Annotated in this window: 17 protein-coding genes; 3 read left to right on the top strand and 14 right to left on the bottom strand. The window is 68.8% G+C overall.

The annotated features are described in order from the left end of the window. Window positions 1-32 precede the first annotated feature (32 nt). The 7 genes from scpB to B5Y19_RS15355 all read right to left on the bottom strand — a co-directional run bounded on the left by scpB (window position 33) and on the right by B5Y19_RS15355 (window position 9,105). Window positions 33-731 carry an SMC-Scp complex subunit ScpB gene (gene scpB / locus B5Y19_RS15385; RefSeq protein WP_055727698.1) on the bottom strand — a complete coding sequence of 233 codons (699 nt, stop codon included), beginning with the start codon at window positions 729-731 and terminating at the stop codon, window positions 33-35. After that, window positions 728-1,558 carry a segregation and condensation protein A gene (locus B5Y19_RS15380; RefSeq protein ID WP_079591699.1) on the bottom strand — a complete coding sequence of 277 codons (831 nt, stop codon included), beginning with the start codon at window positions 1,556-1,558 and terminating at the stop codon, window positions 728-730. The genes scpB and B5Y19_RS15380 overlap by 4 nt, the downstream gene beginning before the upstream one ends. Window positions 1,559-1,672: 114 nt before the next feature. Further along, entirely contained in the window at window positions 1,673-2,683 is a 1,011-nt protein-coding gene (nagZ, locus tag B5Y19_RS15375) for a beta-N-acetylhexosaminidase (RefSeq protein ID WP_055726551.1), read from the bottom strand. A gap of 193 nt (window positions 2,684-2,876) precedes the next feature. Then, window positions 2,877-3,971, bottom strand: a complete 1,095-nt coding sequence (locus B5Y19_RS15370) for a TRAP transporter substrate-binding protein (RefSeq protein ID WP_055726552.1) — start codon at window positions 3,969-3,971, stop codon at window positions 2,877-2,879. 183 nt (window positions 3,972-4,154) lie between these two features. Then, window positions 4,155-5,798: an SPOR domain-containing protein gene (locus B5Y19_RS15365; protein ID WP_139384410.1), complete on the bottom strand. Its 1,644-nt coding sequence runs from the start codon at window positions 5,796-5,798 to the stop codon at window positions 4,155-4,157. A 98-nt stretch (window positions 5,799-5,896) separates the two neighbouring features. Then, window positions 5,897-7,663, bottom strand: coding sequence for an arginine--tRNA ligase (gene argS, locus B5Y19_RS15360; RefSeq protein ID WP_055728480.1), 1,767 nt, complete (start codon window positions 7,661-7,663; stop codon window positions 5,897-5,899). Window positions 7,664-7,851: 188 nt separating this feature from the next. Further along, window positions 7,852-9,105, bottom strand: coding sequence for a deoxyguanosinetriphosphate triphosphohydrolase (locus B5Y19_RS15355; RefSeq protein WP_055728439.1), 1,254 nt, complete (start codon window positions 9,103-9,105; stop codon window positions 7,852-7,854). 87 nt (window positions 9,106-9,192) lie between these two features. Between B5Y19_RS15355 and B5Y19_RS15350 the strand changes: the two genes are divergently transcribed. Next, window positions 9,193-9,543 carry a HesB/IscA family protein gene (locus B5Y19_RS15350; protein ID WP_079591680.1) on the top strand — a complete coding sequence of 117 codons (351 nt, stop codon included), beginning with the start codon at window positions 9,193-9,195 and terminating at the stop codon, window positions 9,541-9,543. Between the two features lie 14 nt (window positions 9,544-9,557). On the opposite strand, the gene B5Y19_RS15345 is transcribed toward B5Y19_RS15350, so the two are convergent. Both B5Y19_RS15345 and B5Y19_RS15340 read right to left on the bottom strand, forming a co-directional pair. Next, window positions 9,558-10,544 (bottom strand): HD-GYP domain-containing protein, encoded by a 987-nt coding sequence (locus B5Y19_RS15345; protein WP_055728441.1) that lies wholly within the window; start codon window positions 10,542-10,544, stop codon window positions 9,558-9,560. Window positions 10,545-10,811: 267 nt separating this feature from the next. Then, entirely contained in the window at window positions 10,812-11,426 is a 615-nt protein-coding gene (locus B5Y19_RS15340; protein ID WP_055728442.1) for a cold-shock protein, read from the bottom strand. Between the two features lie 198 nt (window positions 11,427-11,624). Between B5Y19_RS15340 and B5Y19_RS15335 the strand changes: the two genes are divergently transcribed. Further along, window positions 11,625-12,254: a LysE family translocator gene (locus tag B5Y19_RS15335; RefSeq protein ID WP_079591679.1), complete on the top strand. Its 630-nt coding sequence runs from the start codon at window positions 11,625-11,627 to the stop codon at window positions 12,252-12,254. A gap of 6 nt (window positions 12,255-12,260) precedes the next feature. Here B5Y19_RS15335 and B5Y19_RS15330 read toward each other — a convergent pair whose 3' ends face one another. Beyond that, window positions 12,261-13,016, bottom strand: coding sequence for an SIR2 family NAD-dependent protein deacylase (locus tag B5Y19_RS15330; RefSeq protein WP_055728444.1), 756 nt, complete (start codon window positions 13,014-13,016; stop codon window positions 12,261-12,263). A 107-nt stretch (window positions 13,017-13,123) separates the two neighbouring features. On the opposite strand from B5Y19_RS15330, the gene B5Y19_RS15325 reads away from it, so the two are divergent. Continuing rightward, entirely contained in the window at window positions 13,124-14,308 is a 1,185-nt protein-coding gene (locus B5Y19_RS15325; protein ID WP_055728445.1) for an aminotransferase, read from the top strand. 145 nt (window positions 14,309-14,453) lie between these two features. On the opposite strand, the gene B5Y19_RS15320 is transcribed toward B5Y19_RS15325, so the two are convergent. The 4 genes from B5Y19_RS15320 to B5Y19_RS15305 all read right to left on the bottom strand — a co-directional run bounded on the left by B5Y19_RS15320 (window position 14,454) and on the right by B5Y19_RS15305 (window position 17,998). Further along, window positions 14,454-14,846 carry a hypothetical protein gene (locus tag B5Y19_RS15320; protein WP_055728446.1) on the bottom strand — a complete coding sequence of 131 codons (393 nt, stop codon included), beginning with the start codon at window positions 14,844-14,846 and terminating at the stop codon, window positions 14,454-14,456. 108 nt (window positions 14,847-14,954) lie between these two features. Then, window positions 14,955-16,484, bottom strand: a complete 1,530-nt coding sequence (locus B5Y19_RS15315; RefSeq protein WP_079591678.1) for a D-arabinonate dehydratase — start codon at window positions 16,482-16,484, stop codon at window positions 14,955-14,957. A 242-nt stretch (window positions 16,485-16,726) separates the two neighbouring features. Beyond that, window positions 16,727-17,395: a hypothetical protein gene (locus tag B5Y19_RS15310; RefSeq protein WP_139384409.1), complete on the bottom strand. Its 669-nt coding sequence runs from the start codon at window positions 17,393-17,395 to the stop codon at window positions 16,727-16,729. Window positions 17,396-17,650: 255 nt separating this feature from the next. Continuing rightward, window positions 17,651-17,998 (bottom strand): phasin family protein, encoded by a 348-nt coding sequence (locus B5Y19_RS15305; RefSeq protein ID WP_055728449.1) that lies wholly within the window; start codon window positions 17,996-17,998, stop codon window positions 17,651-17,653. Window positions 17,999-18,063 lie beyond the last annotated feature (65 nt).

The following is an 18,063-nucleotide window of genomic DNA, read 5'->3' as shown; positions in this document are numbered from 1 at the left end:
GTTCAATCGGGCCCGGCCGATGCCGAGCGTCTTCACCCCTGTTGGGGCCCGCCCTCGCCGTCGTCAAGCGGGCTGAACAGGTCGCCGAGCGGGTCCTCGTCGTCGCGCAGGCCAGGATCGTCGTCCGGCACCGGCACGGTGAGGTCGCGCGTCAGGCGGCCTTCGACGATGCCCGCGCCCTTCAATTCCTCCAGCCCGGGCAGGTCGTCGATGCGGTCGAGCCCGAAATGGTCGAGGAAGCCCGGCGTCGTGCCATAGGTCACCGGACGACCGGGCGAGCGTCGCCGCCCGCGCAGGCGGACCCATCCGGCCTCGAGCAGGATGTCGAGCGTGCCCTTGGCGGTGGCGACGCCGCGGATCTCCTCGATCTCGGCCCGGGTCACAGGCTGGTGATAGGCGATGATCGAGAGCACCTCGAGCGCGGCGCGCGACAAGCGGCGCGGCGGCTCGGCCTCGGCCGCGAGCAGATAGCCGAGATCCGGCGCCGTCCGGAACGCCCAGCCGCCGGCGACCTGCCGCAGATTGACGCCGCGCGAGGCGTAGAGCTCGACGAGCCGCGCCAGCACCGGCTCCACTGCGATGCCGGCGGGTATGGCCCGGCTCAGCGCTTCCGCAGACAGCGGCACCGCCGAGGCGAAGAGCAGCGCCTCGCAGATGCGCAGCGCCTGGGCGAAGGCTTCCGCCCCGCCACCATCCCCGGCGTCCAGGGGTTCGGTCGCAGCGGCCTTCATGACGCATCCTTGCCGCTGAAGGGCAGAGCCGCCGGCCGCGCCGAACGGCGGCGCACATGGATCGGCGCGAAGGCCTCCTCCTGGCGCAGGTCGAGCACCCCTTCCCGCACCATTTCGAGCATCGCCGAGAGGGCGGAGGCCCGCACCGTCGCCCGCATCTCCCGGGCCGGCAGGCCATGCGAGGCCATGTACTGCGTCAGATAGCCGTCGAGCTCCGTCCAATCCCCCGCCGCGCCGACCAGCCGCTGCAGCGCCTCGCGCGCCTCCACCAGCGACCAGACCACGCGGTGGCCGACCGAGATATGGCCCTTCACCTGCTTCTGGCGTTGCTGCGCATAGGCTGCGAGCAGGTCGTAGAGCTCCGCCTCCCAGACCGGCCGCGCCCCGGCGGCGATCTCCTCGGGCGCGCCGCGCGCGAACACGTCCTGCCCCAGCCGCTCGCGCGCCGCGAGCCTGTGCGCCGCCGCGCGGATCGCCTCGAGCCGGCGCAGGCGCAGCGCCAGCGCCGTGGCGAGGTCGGCCGCACTCGGCTCCTCACCCTTCGGCGGCTCGGGCAGCAGCAGGCGGGACTTCAGATAGGCCAGCCAGGCCGCCATCACGAGATAATCGGCCGCGAGCTCGAGCCGCAGCGCCCGCGCCTCCTCGACGAAGGCGAGATACTGCTCGGCCAGCGCCAGGATCGAGATGCGGTGCAGGTCGACCTTCTGGCGGCGCGCGAGATCGAGCAGCAGGTCGAGCGGCCCCTCATAGCCGTCGACATCGACGACGAGCGACGGCTCGCCCGCGCGCCGTGCACGGTCTTCCTCGAATGGCAGTTCGGCCGTCATGCTGGCCGTCGTCCCCGTCATATCCCCGCATGGCCGTCCCGGACGCGGCGAAGCGAGGATCCGGGATCGCGGCAGCGGGGATTTGCAATCAACCCCGATGACAGATTCGGCTGTTCAGGCGCTCAGCGCAAGTGCGGCAGCCAGTTCCGCCCGGGCGGCCTTGAGATCGACCGGTTCCGGCTCGTGCCGGATCCGCCCCAGCGCGGCGGCGGCGCGGCGGGCGCGGGCGCCGGTCATCTCCGGCACCACGCCTGCGATCGCGATCATCTCCTCCATGATGCCATGGCAATGCAGGATCACGTCGACACCTGCGCGGATCGCGGCCCGCCCCTTCTCCTCGAAGGAGCCCGAGAGCGCCTTCATCGAGATGTCGTCCGTCATGATCAGCCCCTCGAAGCCGATCTCCCTGCGCATGATCTCGCGTACGATCTTGCGCGAGACGGTGGCAGGGTGCTTCCGGTCAAGCGCGGTGAACACGACATGCGCCGTCATCGCCAGCGGCATGTCGGCGAGATGGCGGAACGGCCGGAAATCATGCGCCCTGAGCTCGTCGAGCGAGGCCTCGACGACGGGCAGGTCGTAATGGCTGTCAGCCCGCGCCCGGCCATGCCCCGGCATGTGCTTGACGACCGGCAGCACGCCGCCGGCGATCAGCCCTTCCGCCGCCGCCCGGCCGAGCCGCGCCACCTGGTCCGGATCATGGGCATAGGCGCGTTCGCCGATCACGTCGTGGCTGCCGGCGACCGGCACATCGAGCACCGGCAGGCAATCGACATCGACGCCGACGCTCTTGAGATCATGCGCCATCAGGCGCGCCGAGAGGCGGACGATCTCGCGCTGGCGCACTGGGTCGTTGATGGCGAGGAAGGCCCTGGCCGCCGGGTATTTCGGCCAGAGTGGCGGCCCCATGCGCTGCACGCGCCCGCCTTCCTGGTCGATCAGGATCGGGGCGTGCCAGCCCACCGTCTCCCGCATTTCCGCGGTGAGCGCAGCGACCTGCTCGGGCGACTCGGTATTGCGCTTGAAGACGATGAAGCCCCAGGGCCGGGCATCGCGGAAGAAGGCCCGCTCGTCCGCAGTGAGGCTCGTGCCGAGGCAACCGGCGATGAAGGCGCGCGATGTCATGACACCGGGTTAGGAAGCGGCGCGGGCGCGGTCAAGCGCTGCTGATGCCACCATGCTCCGAAGCGCCCCCGAACAAGCCGCCCCGGCGGCGCCGATCCGAAATCCATGCCTCAGCCCATGCCGGAAATGCTCCGGCATGGATCCCGGGTCGACTCAGGGTCGCCCGGGATGACAAGCCGGCGAGGCGCTCCCGTCACTTCACCTGCGCGTAATGCTGCGCGTTGAATGCGTCGAAGGGCAGCTCGGCGATGCGGAACCAGAGCTGTTCCTTCTTCCAGTAGGGCAGGAAGGACTCGTAGAAGGTCTTGAAGTTGGGGTTGCTCGCAGCGAGCTCGCCATACATGGCGAAGGCCTCCTTGAACGCCGCCTGCATCACCTCCTGCGGGAAGGGCCGCAGCTCCGCGCCCGTGCCGGCCAGGCGAATCAGCGCGTCGGGGTTGTTGTGGTCGTATTTCGCCAGGCAGTGCGCGTTCGCCTCGGCGCAGGCCGCCTCGACGATCGCCCGGTAGGAGGCCGGCAGTTCGTTCCACTTGTCCTGGTTGGCGAGGAAGCTGACATTGGCGTTCCCCTCCCAGAAGCCGGGATAGTAGTAGTACTTGGCGACTTTCACGAAGCCGAGCTTCTCGTCGTCATAGGGGCCGGAGAACTCGACCGCGTCGAGGGTGCCGCGCTCCAGCGCCGGATAGATGTCGGCGCCGCCGATGGTCTGCGGCACGACGCCGAGGCGCGCCATGATGCGGCCGCCGAGGCCGGCGATCCGGAACTTCAGCCCCTTCAGATCCTCCAGCGACTTGATCTCCTTGCGGAACCAGCCGCCCATCTGCGCGCCGGTGTTGCCCGACGGGATGGTGTGGATGTTGTAGGTCTTCATGAAGCTGCGGCAGAGCTCGAGACCGCCGCCCTGATAGAGCCAGGCGTTCTGCTGCCGGGCGTTGAAGCCGAAGGGCAGCGAGGTCTCGAAGGCGAAGGCCGGGTCCTTGCCGATATAGAAGCTCGACAGCGTGTGGCTGCACTCGACGGTGCCGTTCTGCACGGCGTCCAGCGCCTGCAGCGCGGGCACGATCTCGCCCGGCGCGAAGACCTGGATCTGGAAGTTGTTGTCGGTGGCCTCGGCGACCCGCTTCGCGACATGGGTCGAGATGCCGTAGAGCGTGTCGAGGCTCTTCGGATAGCTCGAGGTCAGGCGCCACGTCACCTTGGGCTGCGACTGGGCGACGGCGGGAGCGGCGATGGCCGCGCTGCCGGCAGCCCCTGCCCCGGCGACCTTGACGAATTGACGGCGATCCATGCGCAACCTCCGGCTCTACGCGCTCGCTTCGCTGTCCGAAGCGGCCTTATGTCGTTGCGAGGCTAGTCGCACGGCCGGGCCGGCGAGACAAGCGCACCCCGGCGGTGCACCGGCTCCCCTCAAAACAGAGCGGCGGCGCCCTCCCGGGCGCCGCCGCTCTTGTCCGTCACCGAGGCCGAAGGCTCAGTTCTTGGCGATGAAGCACTGGCCGCCGGCAGCCTGGAGTTGCGAGCACATCGAGGCCGCATCCTCGCGGGAATAGGGGCCGACGCGCAGGCGATAGACGGTCTTGCCGCCGGCGAGCTCCGTCTTGCGGATGATCGGCGACTGGCCGCTGAGCACATTGCCGTATTTGCGCTGGAGCGCGGCGAAGGTGGCGCGTGCTTCCGCTTCGCTGCCGGGCGCGGCGAGCTGCACCACGAAATCGCCCGTCCCGGCACGAACCGCGGCGGTTGCCGGGGCAGCGGCGGGCGGCGGCGGAGCCGCGCTGGCGAGACGCATCGGGGCGGCCGGCGTCGTGGCGGCGGCGGGGGTGGTCGCACGCTCCTGCGTCTTGGGGACGGCCGGTGCGGGCGCCTGCGCCTGTGCTGGGCGCTGCGCCGCCGGCTGGCTGGCGCCGTTGCGCGCCGGCGCCGAGCCGGTGGCGATCTGGCTGGTGTCGACCGCAACAGGGTTCTGCGCCGGAGTGCCGTCCGGACGGATCGAGACCGTGCGGACGCGGCGCGGCTCGCCGAGGCCGGGGACCGGCGGCATCGGCGTCAGGCCAGGCTCGGCCGGCAGGATGCTGCGCTCGGGCGCCGCCGGCGCGGCGGCGAGAGCGGTGTCGGCATTGGTGGAGCTCGGCCCGGGCATCACGACCCGCGCCGGCATGGACCGCGCGGCCTGCTGGACGTCGACCGGCTGCTCCTCGTTGTTGACCAGCTTGGTCTGGCCCTGGGCCGCCTCGGCGCTGCGCTCGTAGATCTGCTTGTTCTGGTTCGGGATCTCGGCTCCGCCCGGATTGGCCGGCTCGACCTTCACCGGGCCGCTATCGGCCGTGATCAGCGGCGGCTGGCCGTCCTTGGGCGTCGTCCCGCCGCGCAGGACGAAGCTCGCCCCGACGCCGATCAGGCCGACGGCGATGACGGCAGCCGCGGCCCAGAGCCCCTTGCGCGAGCGGCGCGGCTCGAGATCCGGCAGGTCGTCCTCGGCATAGTCGTGAGCCGGCGTGCCACCCTGCCCCTGCTGATAGGCATAGGCGGGCGGCGGCGCCTCGTCATAGGCCTGCTGCTCTTCGGCATAGGCCTGCGGGGCTGGCGCGTAAGCTTGCGGAGCCGGGGCATAGGCCCGGGGCGCCTCGGCATAGCGGGGCTGCTCTACGGCGCGCTGATCCCGATCCTCGTCGAGGTCGCGCGCGGCGACCGCGCTGTGGGCCGGGCGGGCATAGGGCAAGGGCTCCGGCAGATCGTGGTCATGATCTTCGGGAGCGTGCTGCGGCTGAGCCGCTTCCGCCTGCGGGCGTCGCGGCTCGGTGCGGCGCAGCAGGGCCTCGAACTCGTCGAGCGCGCCGCGCAGCTCCGCCGGAGGCGCCGAAGGGACCGGCTCGGCCGGCGCGGGCCGGGGCGGCACGACCTCGAAATTCGGCTCCTGGCGCACAGCCGGACGCGCGGCCTGCGGCCGCGGCTCGGCGAAGATATCGCGAAGCGGGTCGTCCTGCCCGACGATGCGGGTCAGCTCCGCAAGCGGATCGGCCTGCTGGCCGGAGCGGGGCGCCTGCCCTGCCCCGCGGAGCTGGCGCTCGAGATCTTCGAGATCGAGCGCGAAACGGTTCCTAGCTGGCTCACTCATGGTACGATCCATTCCAGCACAAGCCACGCCTTCCTATGGAAGGACCGTTGGCCCGCGCGGTCAACCTGACCTTGTGCGCGCCGGCGGAAAATCGACCGTCAGCGCATCTCTTCCGGCGCCGCAACTCCGGCGACAGCCAGACCGGAAGCAAGGACGCTGCGCACCGCATGCACAAACGCCAATCTCGCCAAGGTCGACTTTCGATCAGTTTGATTAACGAACCGTAATTGCGGCGAGTCTTTGCCCTTGTTCCACAAAGAGTGGAACGCGCTGGCCAGTTCGTGGACGAAGAAGGCCACGCGATGCGGCTCGTGCGCTGCCGCTGCACCTTCGATGATGCGCGGATAGGCCGCAATCGTCTTGACGATGCCGACCTCCGCCTCGTCGGTCAAGATGGCGAGATCGGCCTCAGCCAGCGCCGCCGGCCTGACGTCGAGGTCCGGGAACACCTCCCGCGCCTGCCGGAAGATCGAGTGGCAGCGCGCATGGGCGTACTGGACGTAGAAGACCGGGTTGTCCTTCGACTGCTCGACCACCTTCGCGAGATCGAAGTCGAGCGTCGCGTCGTTCTTGCGGAAGATCATCATGAAGCGCACCGCATCGCGGCCGACCTCGTCGATGACCTCGCGCAGCGTGACGAAGTCGCCGGAGCGCTTCGACATCCTGACCTGCTCGCCGTTGCGCAGGAGGCGCACCAGCTGGCAGAGCTTGACGTCGAGCGAGCCCTGCCCGCCCGTCACCGCCTTCACCGCCGCCTGCATGCGCTTGACGTAGCCGCCATGGTCGGCGCCCCAGACGTCGATCATCTCGGGGAAGCCGCGCACGAACTTGGAGCGATGATAGGCGATGTCGTTGGCGAAATAGGTGTAGCTGCCATCCGACTTCAGCAGCGGCCGGTCGACGTCGTCGCCAAACTTGGTGGCCCGGAACAGGGTCTGCTCGCGATCCTCCCAGTCCTCGTCCTTCTGGCCCTTGGGCGGCGGGAGGCGCCCTTCATAGACGAGGTCGCGCGCCCGCAGATCCTCGATCGTCTGGTGCACGGCATTGGTGTTGCCGTCCCGTCCTTGCAGTGAACGTTCCGAAAAGAAGATCTCGTGGACGACGCCGAGCGCGGCGAGATCCTCGCGGATCATCGCCATCATGCCGTCGATCGCCGCCTGCCGGACGAGCGGGAGCCAGTCCCATTCGGCCTTGTCGCGGAGCGCCGGCCCGTACTGCTCGGCGAGCGTCTTGCCGACCGAGATCAGGTAGTCGCCGGGATAGAGCCCTTCGGGGATCGCCCCGATATCCTCGCCCAGCGCCTCGCGATAGCGCAGGAAGGCGGAACGGGCGAGCACGTCGACCTGCGCGCCGGCATCGTTGATGTAGTATTCGCGAGTGACATCGTGCCCGGCGAAGGCGAGCAGGCTCGCCAGCGCATCGCCGAACACCGCGCCGCGGCCATGGCCAACATGCATCGGCCCGGTCGGATTGGCCGAGACATATTCGACATTGACCTTGGGCTCGGGCTTCGGCGTGCCGCGCCCGTAATCCAGCCCCGCCTCGATCGCGGCCTTGAGGACCGCGGTGAACACCGCCGGCTGCAGCGTCAGGTTGATGAAGCCGGGCCCGGCGATCTCGGCCTTCGTGATCTCCGGATCCTTCGACAGCTCCTCGACCAGCAGCGTGGCCAGCGCGCGCGGATTGGTGCCGGCGTCCTTGGCCAGCACCATCGCCGCATTGGTGGCGAGGTCGCCATGAGCCGGATCCTTGGTCGGCTCGACCACGACGCGCGCAAGATTGAGGCCCGCCGGGAGCGCGCCTCGCTCGGCGAGCGCCGAAAGCGCGGCATGGAGACGGGCGGAATAGATCTCGAACAGGTTCATCGCGGTCACATCTTGTCCGTTGAAAGCCTCTGAGCCCTCATCCTGAGGAGCAAGCGAAGCTTGCGTCTCGAAGGATGCTCCAGTCATTCTGAAGCCTCCTGGGCCATCCTTCGAGACGCGCTTCGACGAAGCGCTCCTCAGGATGAGGGCTCATCCAGGCTCGAACATATTTGTACGGGCGACCGGCCCTATCGCAGCGAGGGAGTGGCGTCAAACAGGCGCCGGTGCTCGTCGAGCGCGTACCAGTCCGTCATCCCGGCGATGTAGTCGGCGATTCGCCGCGCGCGCCGGTGCTCGTCGAGGCCGTCGCAGCCCGCTGCCCATTCCTCCGGCATCGCAGCCGGATCGGCGCTGAAGCGGGCGAACAGCTCGCGCACCACCTGCGCCGCATCGGCCCGGATCGGCGCGATGCGCGGATGGCGGTACATGTTCGGATAGAGGAAGCCCTTGATGTCGCGGTCGGCCGTCTCGATCGCCGGCGAGAAGGCGATCACCGACCGGTCGGCGCGGCGGATCGCGTCGGCATCGGCTGGCGCCAGAGCGGCCAGGCGCCGCTGCGATTCCGCGATCACGTCCTCGACGAAGCGGGTGATGACCCGCCGCACCAGCTCGTTGGTCGCGCGCGGCCGCTCCAGCCCCGGATGCAGCCGCTCGATCTCGTCCAGCAGCCCGGCCAGGAAGGGCACGGCCCGAAGCTCGGCATGGCCGAACAGCCCGGCCCGTAGGCCATCGTCGATGTCATGGGCATTGTAGGCGATGTCGTCGGCCAGCGCCGCGGCCTGCGCCTCGGCCGAGGCGTAGCTGTCGAGCCAGAGATCCTGGCGATGCTGATATTCGACGATCGCCACCGGGATGCCCGTCTTGGCGTAGCGGGCCGTCGGCCTGCCCTGACGGTCGAGAAGCGGGCCGTTGTGCTTGACCAGCCCCTCGAGCGTCTCCCAGCTCAGGTTGAGCCCGTCGAAATCGGCATAGCGCCGCTCCAGCCGCGTCACGATCCTCAGCGTCTGGGCGTTGTGGTCGAAGCCGCCGAAGCCGGCCATGCATTCTTCCAGCGCGTCCTCGCCGGTATGGCCGAAGGGCGTGTGGCCGAGATCATGGGCCAGGGCCAGTGCCTCGGCCAGGTCCTCGTCGAGGCCGAGCGCGCGCGCCAGGGCACGGGCGATCTGCGCCACCTCGATCGTGTGGGTCAGACGCGTGCGGTAATGGTCGCCCTCATGCGAGACGAAGACCTGCGTCTTGTGCTTCAGGCGGCGAAAGGCGGTCGAATGGATGATGCGGTCGCGGTCGCGCTGGAATTCGCCGCGCGTCGCCGAGGCCGGCTCTCCGATCAGTCGCCCGCGGCTGGTGCTGGAGCGGCAGGCATAGGGCGCGCGCCAGCGCTCGCCCGGCTCGATGCCGTGCGGAGGAGAAAAGCCTTGAGGCGGGCTCTGTGGATCCGGCATGGCAGCCCCGTCGCGGCCTCGTCCTTGTGGAGGCGCTGCCGGGGCATTACCTTTCCGGGCGAGCAAGGTGCAAGGAGCATCTGAAACATGTCGACCGATCTTGCGGTCAATCCGCGCGGCATCGCGGTCACCGCGAATGCCGCGAAACAGATTCTGTCGGTGATGGCGAACGAGCCGCCCGGCTCGATGCTGCGCATCAGCGTGGCCGGCGGCGGCTGCTCGGGCTTCCAATATGTCTTCGACGTCGACCGCGAGAAGACGCAGGACGATCTCGTGATCGAACGCGACGGCGCGACCGTGCTGATCGACGAAACCTCGCTCGACCTGCTCGAAGGCTGCACCATCGATTTCGTCGACGACCTGATCGGCCAGTCCTTCCGCATCACCAACCCGAACGCGTCGAGCTCCTGCGGCTGCGGGACCTCCTTCGCGGTCTAGGCAAGCCCGCCCCTTCAGGCGACCTTCCCGACCCCTCGCCCCGGAGCTGAAGCGCGATACCGGCCAAGCCGGGCGATCGAGCCTGCCAGGACGACGTCGCCGAAGACCCGTACCAGGTCGCGGTCGAGCTTGCCCTGCATCTCGACGAGGACGGCATAAGCCTCCTCCGGCGGCATCGGCTGCTTGTAGGCGCGCCGCTCGATCAGGGCGGCGTAGATGTCGCAGATCGTGATCATCCGCACCGGGTCGGGAATCTGCGCGCCCCGCAGGCCATGCGGATAGCCGGAACCGTCGAGATGTTCGTGGTGCGACAGCGCCACGGCCAGAACCATCGGGTCGAAGCCCCCTTCCGCCACCAGCATGTCATGGCCGATCTGCGGATGCCGCTGCACGACCTCCCATTCGGCCGCCGTTAGCCGGCCCGGCTTGTGCAGGATGTCGAGCGGGATGCGCGCCTTGCCGACATCGTGCAGCACAGCGGCCCCGGTGATCAGCCGGCGATCGGCCTCGCGAAAGCCGAGGCGCTGCGCGAAGGCCGCAGCAATCCCGGAGACCAGCAGGCAATGCTGGTAGGTGGCATCGTCATGCCGCCAGACCATGTCGAGCCAGGCATTGAGGTCTCCGCCATCGGCCGCACGGTTGAGCGCCTCGATGCTGTCGTTGATCGCCGTGATTGGCAGCCTGCCGCCGCTTCCGGCCGCGTCGAGCAGATCGGCCAGCGCAGCCGAGGCGGCGACGAAGTGGCGCTCGATCCTTGCGCCTTCGCCGGCCTCTCCCATCAGGCCGAGCATCGCCCCGACCGTGTCGAGCAGCAGTGCCGGCGGAGCATCCGCCGGCAAGGTCTCGCGGGCGCCGAGCGCATTGGCTTGCATCAGGCAGTGCGCCGAGGAATCACGCAGCAGGAATAACGAAGGCGTTCCGGCCCGGCGATGTGGGGCGAGCGCGTGGCGCGCCGTCTCCACCGCGCCCCGCCCGGACAGGTCGAGGTCGACGACCAGCAACCGCCCGGCCTCGCGGCCGGTCGGCGCGGTTCCACCCTGCGCCTCGCACGGCCCCCATATCGAGAGCGCGCGTTGCAGCGCCTGGCGCCGGTCTTCGCGATCGCTGACGAGCAGAAGGATGGGATGAGGCCTCCAAGGAAGGCCTCATCATAGCCACAGCCATTGATGAAAGGTAAAAACCGGCGCTCGGATCGAGCCGGCCATCACGAAAGCGGCGTGAAAATGGGCAGATCGCCTGCCGGTTTCGCCGGCATGCTTACCCGTTGCTCAATGCGAGGCCGCGGGGCCACCCTGTTCGAGCCGCACCTCGGCCGCCATCAGCCCCTTCGGGCCGGGCCCGTAGCGCACCAGCACCGTCTGGCCGGGGATGAGCTCGACGAGCCCATAGCGGCGCAGCGTCTCCATATGGACGAAGACATCAGGCGCGCCCTCGCCCTTCGAGACGAAGCCGAAGCCGCGCAGGCGGTTGAACCACTTCACCACCATGCGCTCCAGCCCGCTCGTCGGCGTCACCGCGACATTGGTGCGCGCCATCGGCATCTCGGAAGGATGCCGGCCGGCGGAGGTGTCGATCGAGAGCACGCGCACCGCCTGGCGTCCGCGCGCCTTGTCGATCGCTTCGAGCACGATGCGAGCGCCTTCGGCTATCGTATTGAATCCATCGCGCTTCAGGATGGTGACGTGCAGGAGGATATCCGTCCCGCCGCTCTCCGGGACGACGAAGCCATAGCCCTTGGAGACGTCGAACCATTTGACGTAGCCGACGACCTCGGCCGGCACTTCGGAGGCATGGCCGACCGGCCCATCGAGCCGCACGACACGATTGAGTGACTGGATGGGACCCATCGGTGGCCGCCCGCTCTCACCGAATTCGTCGGACATGTGCCGCTCACCCCCACGCGCAACGCTTGATTCGCGCTGTCACGATACCACCCCAGCGGATTCGGAATACAGCCTCAAAAAAGTCGTCCACATCATCCGGCCGACCCGACGACTGGGCCGGCCGCCGGATCGTCGGAGGAGCTGGCGGCGCCGCCCCCGCCGTGGCAGCATGCCCCGGCCGGTCTCCTCGGGATCACCATGCTCGACCTGTCCACGCTCGCGCTCTTCACCGCTGCGGCGGCGGTCCTCACCGCCACGCCCGGGCCCGATATGCTGCTGATCGCTTCGCGCAGCCTCAGCCAGGGGCGCGCGGCCGGCCTGCTCACCTATGCCGGCATTGCGATCGGCAGCTATCTGCAGGCTTTCGCCGCGGCATTCGGCCTGTCCCAGCTCTTCATTCTCGTGCCGACGGCGTATGATGTGTTGCGCTGGCTGGGCGCGGCCTATCTCGCCTACCTCGCCTGGACGACCCTGCGCTCGCAGGCGCCGCTCTTCGCGCCGGGCCGCGTGCCGGCCATATCCCTGCGGCGCATCTTCCTGCAGGGGCTCTGGACCAATCTGCTGAACCCGAAGATGGCGCTCTTCATGCTCGCATTGCTGCCGCAGTTCCTGAAACCGGAACTGGGCTCGATCGCGCTTCAGGTCATCGTTCTCGCGACGATCCTGAATGCCATGGGCCTTCTGGCGAACGGCATCGTCATCCTCGCCGCAAGCCGCATCGGCCATGCCCTGTCGCGCCGGCCGGCCCTGGCGCGCCTGCCGCAAAGACTGATGGGCGCGGTGTTCGGCGGCCTGGCCCTCAGGCTGGCGCTCGCGTCACGCGATTGATGCCCGTCACCCCGGCAAGGAGCCCAGCACCACCCCGCTCTCGGCCCGGATCACCAGATCGGCGATCGGATCGAGCTCCGTCGGCTCCCGGTTGAGGATCACGAGCTTGGCGCCTTGCCGCTTGGCGATCACCGGCAGCGTCGCCGCCGGATAGACGACGAGGGACGAGCCGACCACCAGGAACAGGTCGCATTCCAGCGTCAGCGCCTGCGCCCGCATCATCGCCTCCTGCGGCATCGCCTGCCCGAAGGAGATCGTCGCCGACTTCACCGGGCCGGCGCAGATCATGCAGCTCGGCGGCTCGCCCGTCGCCTCGAAGGCCGGGCGGATCGCCGCGAGCTCATGGCGCCAGCCGCAGGTCAGGCAGGTCGCATAGGTGCCGTTGCCGTGCAGCTCGATCACCTTGTCCCCGGGCACGCCGGAGGCCTGGTGCAGCCCGTCGATGTTCTGCGTCACGATCGCGGGCGAACGCCCCTCCGCCACCAGCCGGGCCAGCGCCCGGTGGCCGACATTGGGCCGCGCGTCGCGATAATGGTCGTCCATCGCGAATTTGCGGCGCCAGGCCTCGATCCGCGCCTCGCGGCTCTGGACGAAGGCCTCGAACGGGATCGGCTTGTTGATCATCCAGGGCGAGCCCGGCGAGCGGAAATCTGGCACGCCCGACTCCGTCGAGATGCCGGCGCCCGTGAAGCTGACGATGCTGTCGGCCCGGTCGAGCAAGGCGTGGAGTTCGGCGATCGCGTCTTCGGTCTCGTCCTGCATCGGCCTTTCCGCTCGGCTGCACTGGAAGCTTTCCAGATATGGCGTGTGGCTGCGACGCTTCCAAGGCAATTGACGGAAGCGGGCGCGCACCGCAAAGCATTCGGACCATGCCGACGATCGCCCCCGCCTCGCTCAATCCCGACCTCGTCGACACCGGCACGCCGCCGATCCCGGAGGCGCAGGGCTGGGCACGACGCTATGACGGCCGTTCCGGCCCGCTGATCGACCTGTCGCAGGCCGTGCCCGGCGCGCCGCCGCCCCAGGCCCTGCTCGAGCGGCTGGGCGAAGCCGCCGCCGATCCCGCGGCGACGCGCTATGGCGGCATCACCGGCGATGCAGCGCTGCGCGAGGCTTACGCGGCGGAGCTCGCCCGCTGCTACGGCGCGCCCTTCGCCGCCGGCGAGGTCGCGATCACCTCAGGCTGCAACCAGGCCTATGTCGTGACGATGATGGCGCTCGCCCGCGCCGGCGACAATGTGCTGCTGCCGACGCCCTGGTATTTCAACCACGAGATGACGCTGACGATGCTCGGCGTCGAGGCCCGCCCGCTGCCCTGTGCGCCGGAGGCGGGCTTCGTGCCGGATGCGGCCGCGGCCGAGGCGCTGATCGACGCCCGCACACGCGCCATCGTCCTCGTCACCCCCAACAACCCGACCGGCGCGGTCTATCCGCCGCAGACGATCGCCGCCTTCGCGGCGCTCTGCGCCCGGCGCGGCATCTGGCTGGTGCTCGACGAGACCTATCGCGACTTCCTGCCCGCAGCGACTGCGAAACCGCATGAGGTCTTCGCCGCAAGCGGCTGGCAGGATTCCGTGATCGGCCTGTACAGCTTCTCCAAGGCCTATGCCGTGCCGGGCTGGCGGCTCGGCGCGATCACGGCCGGCGAGCCTGCGATCGCGCAGATCGGCAAGGTGCTCGACTGCGTCCAGATCAGTCCGGTGCGCGCCGGCCAGGCCGCCGTGACCTGGGGCATCGAGGGCATCCGCGACTGGCGCGAACGCAACCGCGCCGAGATCAACGCGCGCGCCACGCTGTTCCGCGAGACGATGGCGCCGTTGAACGATTGGCGCGTGCTTTCGGCCGGCGCCTATTTCGCCTATGTCGCCCATCCCTTCGAGGGCGTGCCTGCGGCCGAGGTCGCCCGCCGCCTCGTCGAGGAGCGCGGCGTACTCGCTCTGCCCGGTCCCTATTTCGGCCCCGGGCAGGAAAACCATCTGCGCATCGCCATAGCCAATGTCGCCGCCGACCGGATCGGCCTGCTCGGCGAGCGGCTGAAGGGCTTCTCGCTCTGACGGGCTGCCAGCCTCACGGTCATGCTCGCCCTCGTGGCGAGCATCCGCGTCTTGAGCACGGCCTTCGACCGGCGAAGGCGTGGATGGTCGGGACAAGCCCGACCATGACGCGAAAGCGGGCCGCGCCTCCCCTGGAAGCGAAACTCTACCGGAACAGCGCCGCGTAGCGATCGCGATAGGCGAAGGCCAGCATCGCCCCCAGCACGGCGACGATGATCGCGACGGGGATGCCCTGCGCGTTCAGCACGAAGTGGAAGAACACGATCACCGTCAGGATCGGGGCGATCAGCACGAGGCCGAAGGCCGGCGCCAGGTTGAACAGCAGGCTGGCACCGCCGATCAGGTTCACCGCCTTGATCAGCGGCCAGACGAAACCGGAGCCCTGCAAGGCAGCCTCGAAGGCGAGCCCCTGCTCGCTGGTGGGCGGATGGATCAGGTTGTTGCCCGTCGCCAGCCACCAGAAACCGTCGATGGCGCTGACGAGGAAAAGCAGCCCGAGCAGGACGCGCGGGATCGTGACGAGAAATACGGTCTTCATGATAGTCCCCAACCGACAATGGAAGGGCCGGTCCGCTTCGCAGCGGTCCGGCCCCGTGCATAGGTCGCGCCAGATCGCGATTGGGTTCAAAAGCGGCCGAAGCCCTTTTTACATCGTCGCGCCGATCTGCCAGGGCACGAATTCGGCGTCGCCATAGCCGAGCTGCTCGGATTTGGTCTTCTCGCCCGAGGCGACCTTGAGCATCGCCTCGAAGATCTCGCGGCCCTTCTGCTCCAGCGAGACGCCGTCGAGCACGTCGCCGCAGTTGATGTCCATGTCGTCGATCATCTTCTCGTAGATCGGCGTGTTGGTCGCGAGCTTCATCGAGGGCGTGGGCTTGCAGCCATAGGCCGAGCCGCGGCCGGTGGTGAAGGCGAGGATGTTGGCGCCGCCCGCCACCTGCCCCGTCGCCGCGACCGGGTCGTAGCCGGGCGTGTCCATGTAGACGAAGCCCTTCTCCGTCACCGGCTCGGCATAATGGTACACCGCCGAGAGCGTCTTGGTGCCGCCCTTGGCTGCCGCGCCCAGCGACTTCTCCAGGATGGTGGTGAGCCCGCCCGCCTTGTTCCCCGGGGAGGGGTTGTTGTTCATGCTCATCCGGGCGCGCTCGGTGTAGTCCTCCCACCACTTGATGATGCCGACGAGCTTCTCGCCGACCTCGCGCGTCGCAGCCCGGCGGGTGAGCAGGTGTTCGGCGCCGTAGATCTCGGGCGTCTCGGAGAGGATCGCCGTGCCGCCATGCTCGACGAGGATATCGACGGCCGCGCCCAGCGCCGGGTTGGCGGTGATGCCGGAATAGCCATCCGAGCCGCCGCATTGCAGGGCCAGCATCAGTTCGGAAGCCGGCACGGTCTCGCGCTTCGCCCGGTTGGCGATCGGCAGCATCGTCTTCAGCGCATCGATGCCGGCGGCGACCGCCTTCTTCGTGCCGCCGGTCTCCTGGATGGTCAGCGTGCGGAAGACGTCGCTCTCCGTGACGCCATAGGCTTCCTTCATGCGGCTGATCTGGAAGCCCTCGCAGCCGAGGCCGACGACGAGGACCGCCGCCATGTTCGGGTTGCAGGCATAGCCCCAGGTGGTGCGCTTCAGCACCTCGAAGCTCTCGCCGTTGTAGTCGATGCCGCAGCCGGTGCCGTGGGTCAGCGCGATGACGCCGTCGACATTGGGATAGTCGTCGAGCAGGCCGGAGCGCTTCACCTCCTCCGCCATGAAGCGCGCGGCCGAGGCCGAGCAGTTCACCGAGGTCAGGATGCCGACATAGTTGCGCGTGCCGGCCTTGCCGCTCGCCCGGCGGAAGCCTTCGAAGGTCGCCTGCCGCTCGACCGGCAGCACGAATTCCGGCTTCGCCTCGGCACTGAAGGCGTAATCGCGATCGAAGGCGTGGAAGCCGGTATTGTGCTCGTGCACCCATTCGCCCGGCGGGATGTTGACCGCGGCGAAGCCGATGATCTGCCCGAACTTGCGGATCGGCTGGTCCTTGGCGATCGGCGCGATCGCCATCTTGTGCCCGCGCGGGATGCGCTTCAGCGCCTCGACGCCGGCCGCCGTCACGCCGGCATCGACGGGATCGACCGCAACGACGACGTTGTCGGCGGCATTGAGCTTGAGCGTGCGGGGCGGCGCAGACTTGTCGAGCATGGCGGGAACCGAAACCTCCGGCGCCGCGGCGGCGGCGCGTCCGCCCTAGACATGCGCCGTTCCGGCCGCGTTTTCAATCGGTTCAAAAGTGAGGAGCGGCATGCGTAGGGGCAGGCGCCGATCACACAAGCCACCAACTCCCGAGGGGCGGCGAGACGCCTTGGCTCGATGCCCCCATCCGTTCGGGAGCCGACCCGGCCGCCATCGACCGAGAGCCCGCTCCCATCCCAGGCCCGGTCGCCTCAATTGGCGGCGAAGCAGTAGAACAGCCCGGCCCCGCCCGTACCCTTGAGCGCTTCCTGGCTGCAGCCGCCGCGCGAGAGATGCGACATGTTCCAGGATTTCGCGGGCGGGGAATCGTCGAGCCCCCTGCGGTCATGATGGCCGAGCATCACCGCGCCCTCGGCACCGCTCTTGGTGTAGTTGCCGCAGGTGCGATCCTCGCCCGGTCCGAATGCCGTCCCGTCCGCCTGCGAGCCCGTCAGCATGTCATGCTGGTTGGGGGTGTCGCCGGCGCCGTTGACCGGCTCGCCCTTTTCATTGAGCGCGGTCTGCTTCGTCAGGCTCGCGGCTGCACCGTGCAAGTCGGCGACGCTGCTGGCGATCACCGCTCCCTTGGCGTTGCGCCACGGGCCGGCGCCGATGCGGTCCCGCGCATTCACCGCCGCCGCACCGCCTGTGGCCTGCGTCGACAGATAGGCCCGCCACGTCTTGCCACCGGCGCCGACCGCCTGGGCGAGGCGTTGGCAGATCGCATCCGCGCCTTGCAGGCCTCCCAGATCGGCTCCCTTGCCGGAGCCGGCGCTGGTGACGAAGAAGGTCATCTCGGCGGCAGTCTGAGCTCCGCCGGGGCTCGTGGTGAGTGCCAGCAATCCGGCAGCAGCGGCACATTCGATCCATCTTGCGCGCATCGTTCGGCTCTCCCGTCCTGTTCGGTTTTTGGGGGCGTCGCGTCCGATCGTTCCTCCATCCCGGCAGCCGGAACCGAATTTAGCACAGCCCCCGCCCGGGGCTGGAATCGCCGCCCCGCGCTCACACGGCCGCAGCAGGCGTCAGCCGGAAGCCGGCGCGCAACACACAACAGAAAAAGCCCGATCTCGCGACCGGGCTTCAAACGCAACTGAACTCTTTCGAAGATCAGGCCGCCACTCGGCAGCCTGCCGACATCACGCCTTCGGGGCGGTCGGGACGGCCTTCGAGACGATGCCTTCGAACGGCTTGTAGGCATCCTTGGCGAGAGCGGTGTAGAGCTCGCCCATCTTGGTGAGCTGGGCGACGGCGCCCTCGAACGAAGCCTTGAGATAGTCGGCCTGGATCTCCAGGGCCTTGTCGAAGGTCTTCACGCCGGCGAGCTTCTCGAGCGTGGCGGTGCTGGCCTCGAAGGACTTCTTGGCATAGTCCGTCGCCTCGACGGCGATCGACTGCACGCCCTTGGAGGTGGCGCCGAACGCCTTCAGCGCGGCATCGACGTTCTCTTTGGAAGCCTTCTGGATGGTCTCGAACTGCTGGATCATGGGTCGTCTCCTGACACCTCGGGTGTCATCAAGTGAATGGGCCGAAGTGGCCGGACGTGCCGCCC

Source organism: Allobosea thiooxidans (genome assembly GCF_900168195.1).
Taxonomy (GTDB): Bacteria; Pseudomonadota; Alphaproteobacteria; order Rhizobiales; family Beijerinckiaceae; genus Allobosea; species Allobosea thiooxidans.
This window is presented reverse-complemented; position numbering and strand designations above follow the sequence as displayed.

Bases quoted from the DNA above. Each gene is read 5' to 3' on its own strand.
- scpB (WP_055727698.1), bottom strand. From the start codon at position 731: ATGAAGGCCGCTGCGACCGAACCCCTGGACGCCGGGGATGGTGGCGGG.
- B5Y19_RS15380 (WP_079591699.1), bottom strand. From the start codon at position 1,558: ATGACGGCCGAACTGCCATTCGAGGAAGACCGTGCACGGCGCGCGGGC.
- nagZ (WP_055726551.1), bottom strand. From the start codon at position 2,683: ATGACATCGCGCGCCTTCATCGCCGGTTGCCTCGGCACGAGCCTCACT.
- B5Y19_RS15370 (WP_055726552.1), bottom strand. From the start codon at position 3,971: ATGGATCGCCGTCAATTCGTCAAGGTCGCCGGGGCAGGGGCTGCCGGC.
- B5Y19_RS15365 (WP_139384410.1), bottom strand. From the start codon at position 5,798: ATGAGTGAGCCAGCTAGGAACCGTTTCGCGCTCGATCTCGAAGATCTC.
- argS (WP_055728480.1), bottom strand. From the start codon at position 7,663: ATGAACCTGTTCGAGATCTATTCCGCCCGTCTCCATGCCGCGCTTTCG.
- B5Y19_RS15355 (WP_055728439.1), bottom strand. From the start codon at position 9,105: ATGCCGGATCCACAGAGCCCGCCTCAAGGCTTTTCTCCTCCGCACGGC.
- B5Y19_RS15350 (WP_079591680.1), top strand. From the start codon at position 9,193: ATGTCGACCGATCTTGCGGTCAATCCGCGCGGCATCGCGGTCACCGCG.
- B5Y19_RS15340 (WP_055728442.1), bottom strand. From the start codon at position 11,426: ATGTCCGACGAATTCGGTGAGAGCGGGCGGCCACCGATGGGTCCCATC.
- B5Y19_RS15335 (WP_079591679.1), top strand. From the start codon at position 11,625: ATGCTCGACCTGTCCACGCTCGCGCTCTTCACCGCTGCGGCGGCGGTC.
- B5Y19_RS15330 (WP_055728444.1), bottom strand. From the start codon at position 13,016: ATGCAGGACGAGACCGAAGACGCGATCGCCGAACTCCACGCCTTGCTC.
- B5Y19_RS15325 (WP_055728445.1), top strand. From the start codon at position 13,124: ATGCCGACGATCGCCCCCGCCTCGCTCAATCCCGACCTCGTCGACACC.
- B5Y19_RS15320 (WP_055728446.1), bottom strand. From the start codon at position 14,846: ATGAAGACCGTATTTCTCGTCACGATCCCGCGCGTCCTGCTCGGGCTG.
- B5Y19_RS15315 (WP_079591678.1), bottom strand. From the start codon at position 16,484: ATGCTCGACAAGTCTGCGCCGCCCCGCACGCTCAAGCTCAATGCCGCC.
- B5Y19_RS15310 (WP_139384409.1), bottom strand. From the start codon at position 17,395: ATGCGCGCAAGATGGATCGAATGTGCCGCTGCTGCCGGATTGCTGGCA.
- B5Y19_RS15305 (WP_055728449.1), bottom strand. From the start codon at position 17,998: ATGATCCAGCAGTTCGAGACCATCCAGAAGGCTTCCAAAGAGAACGTC.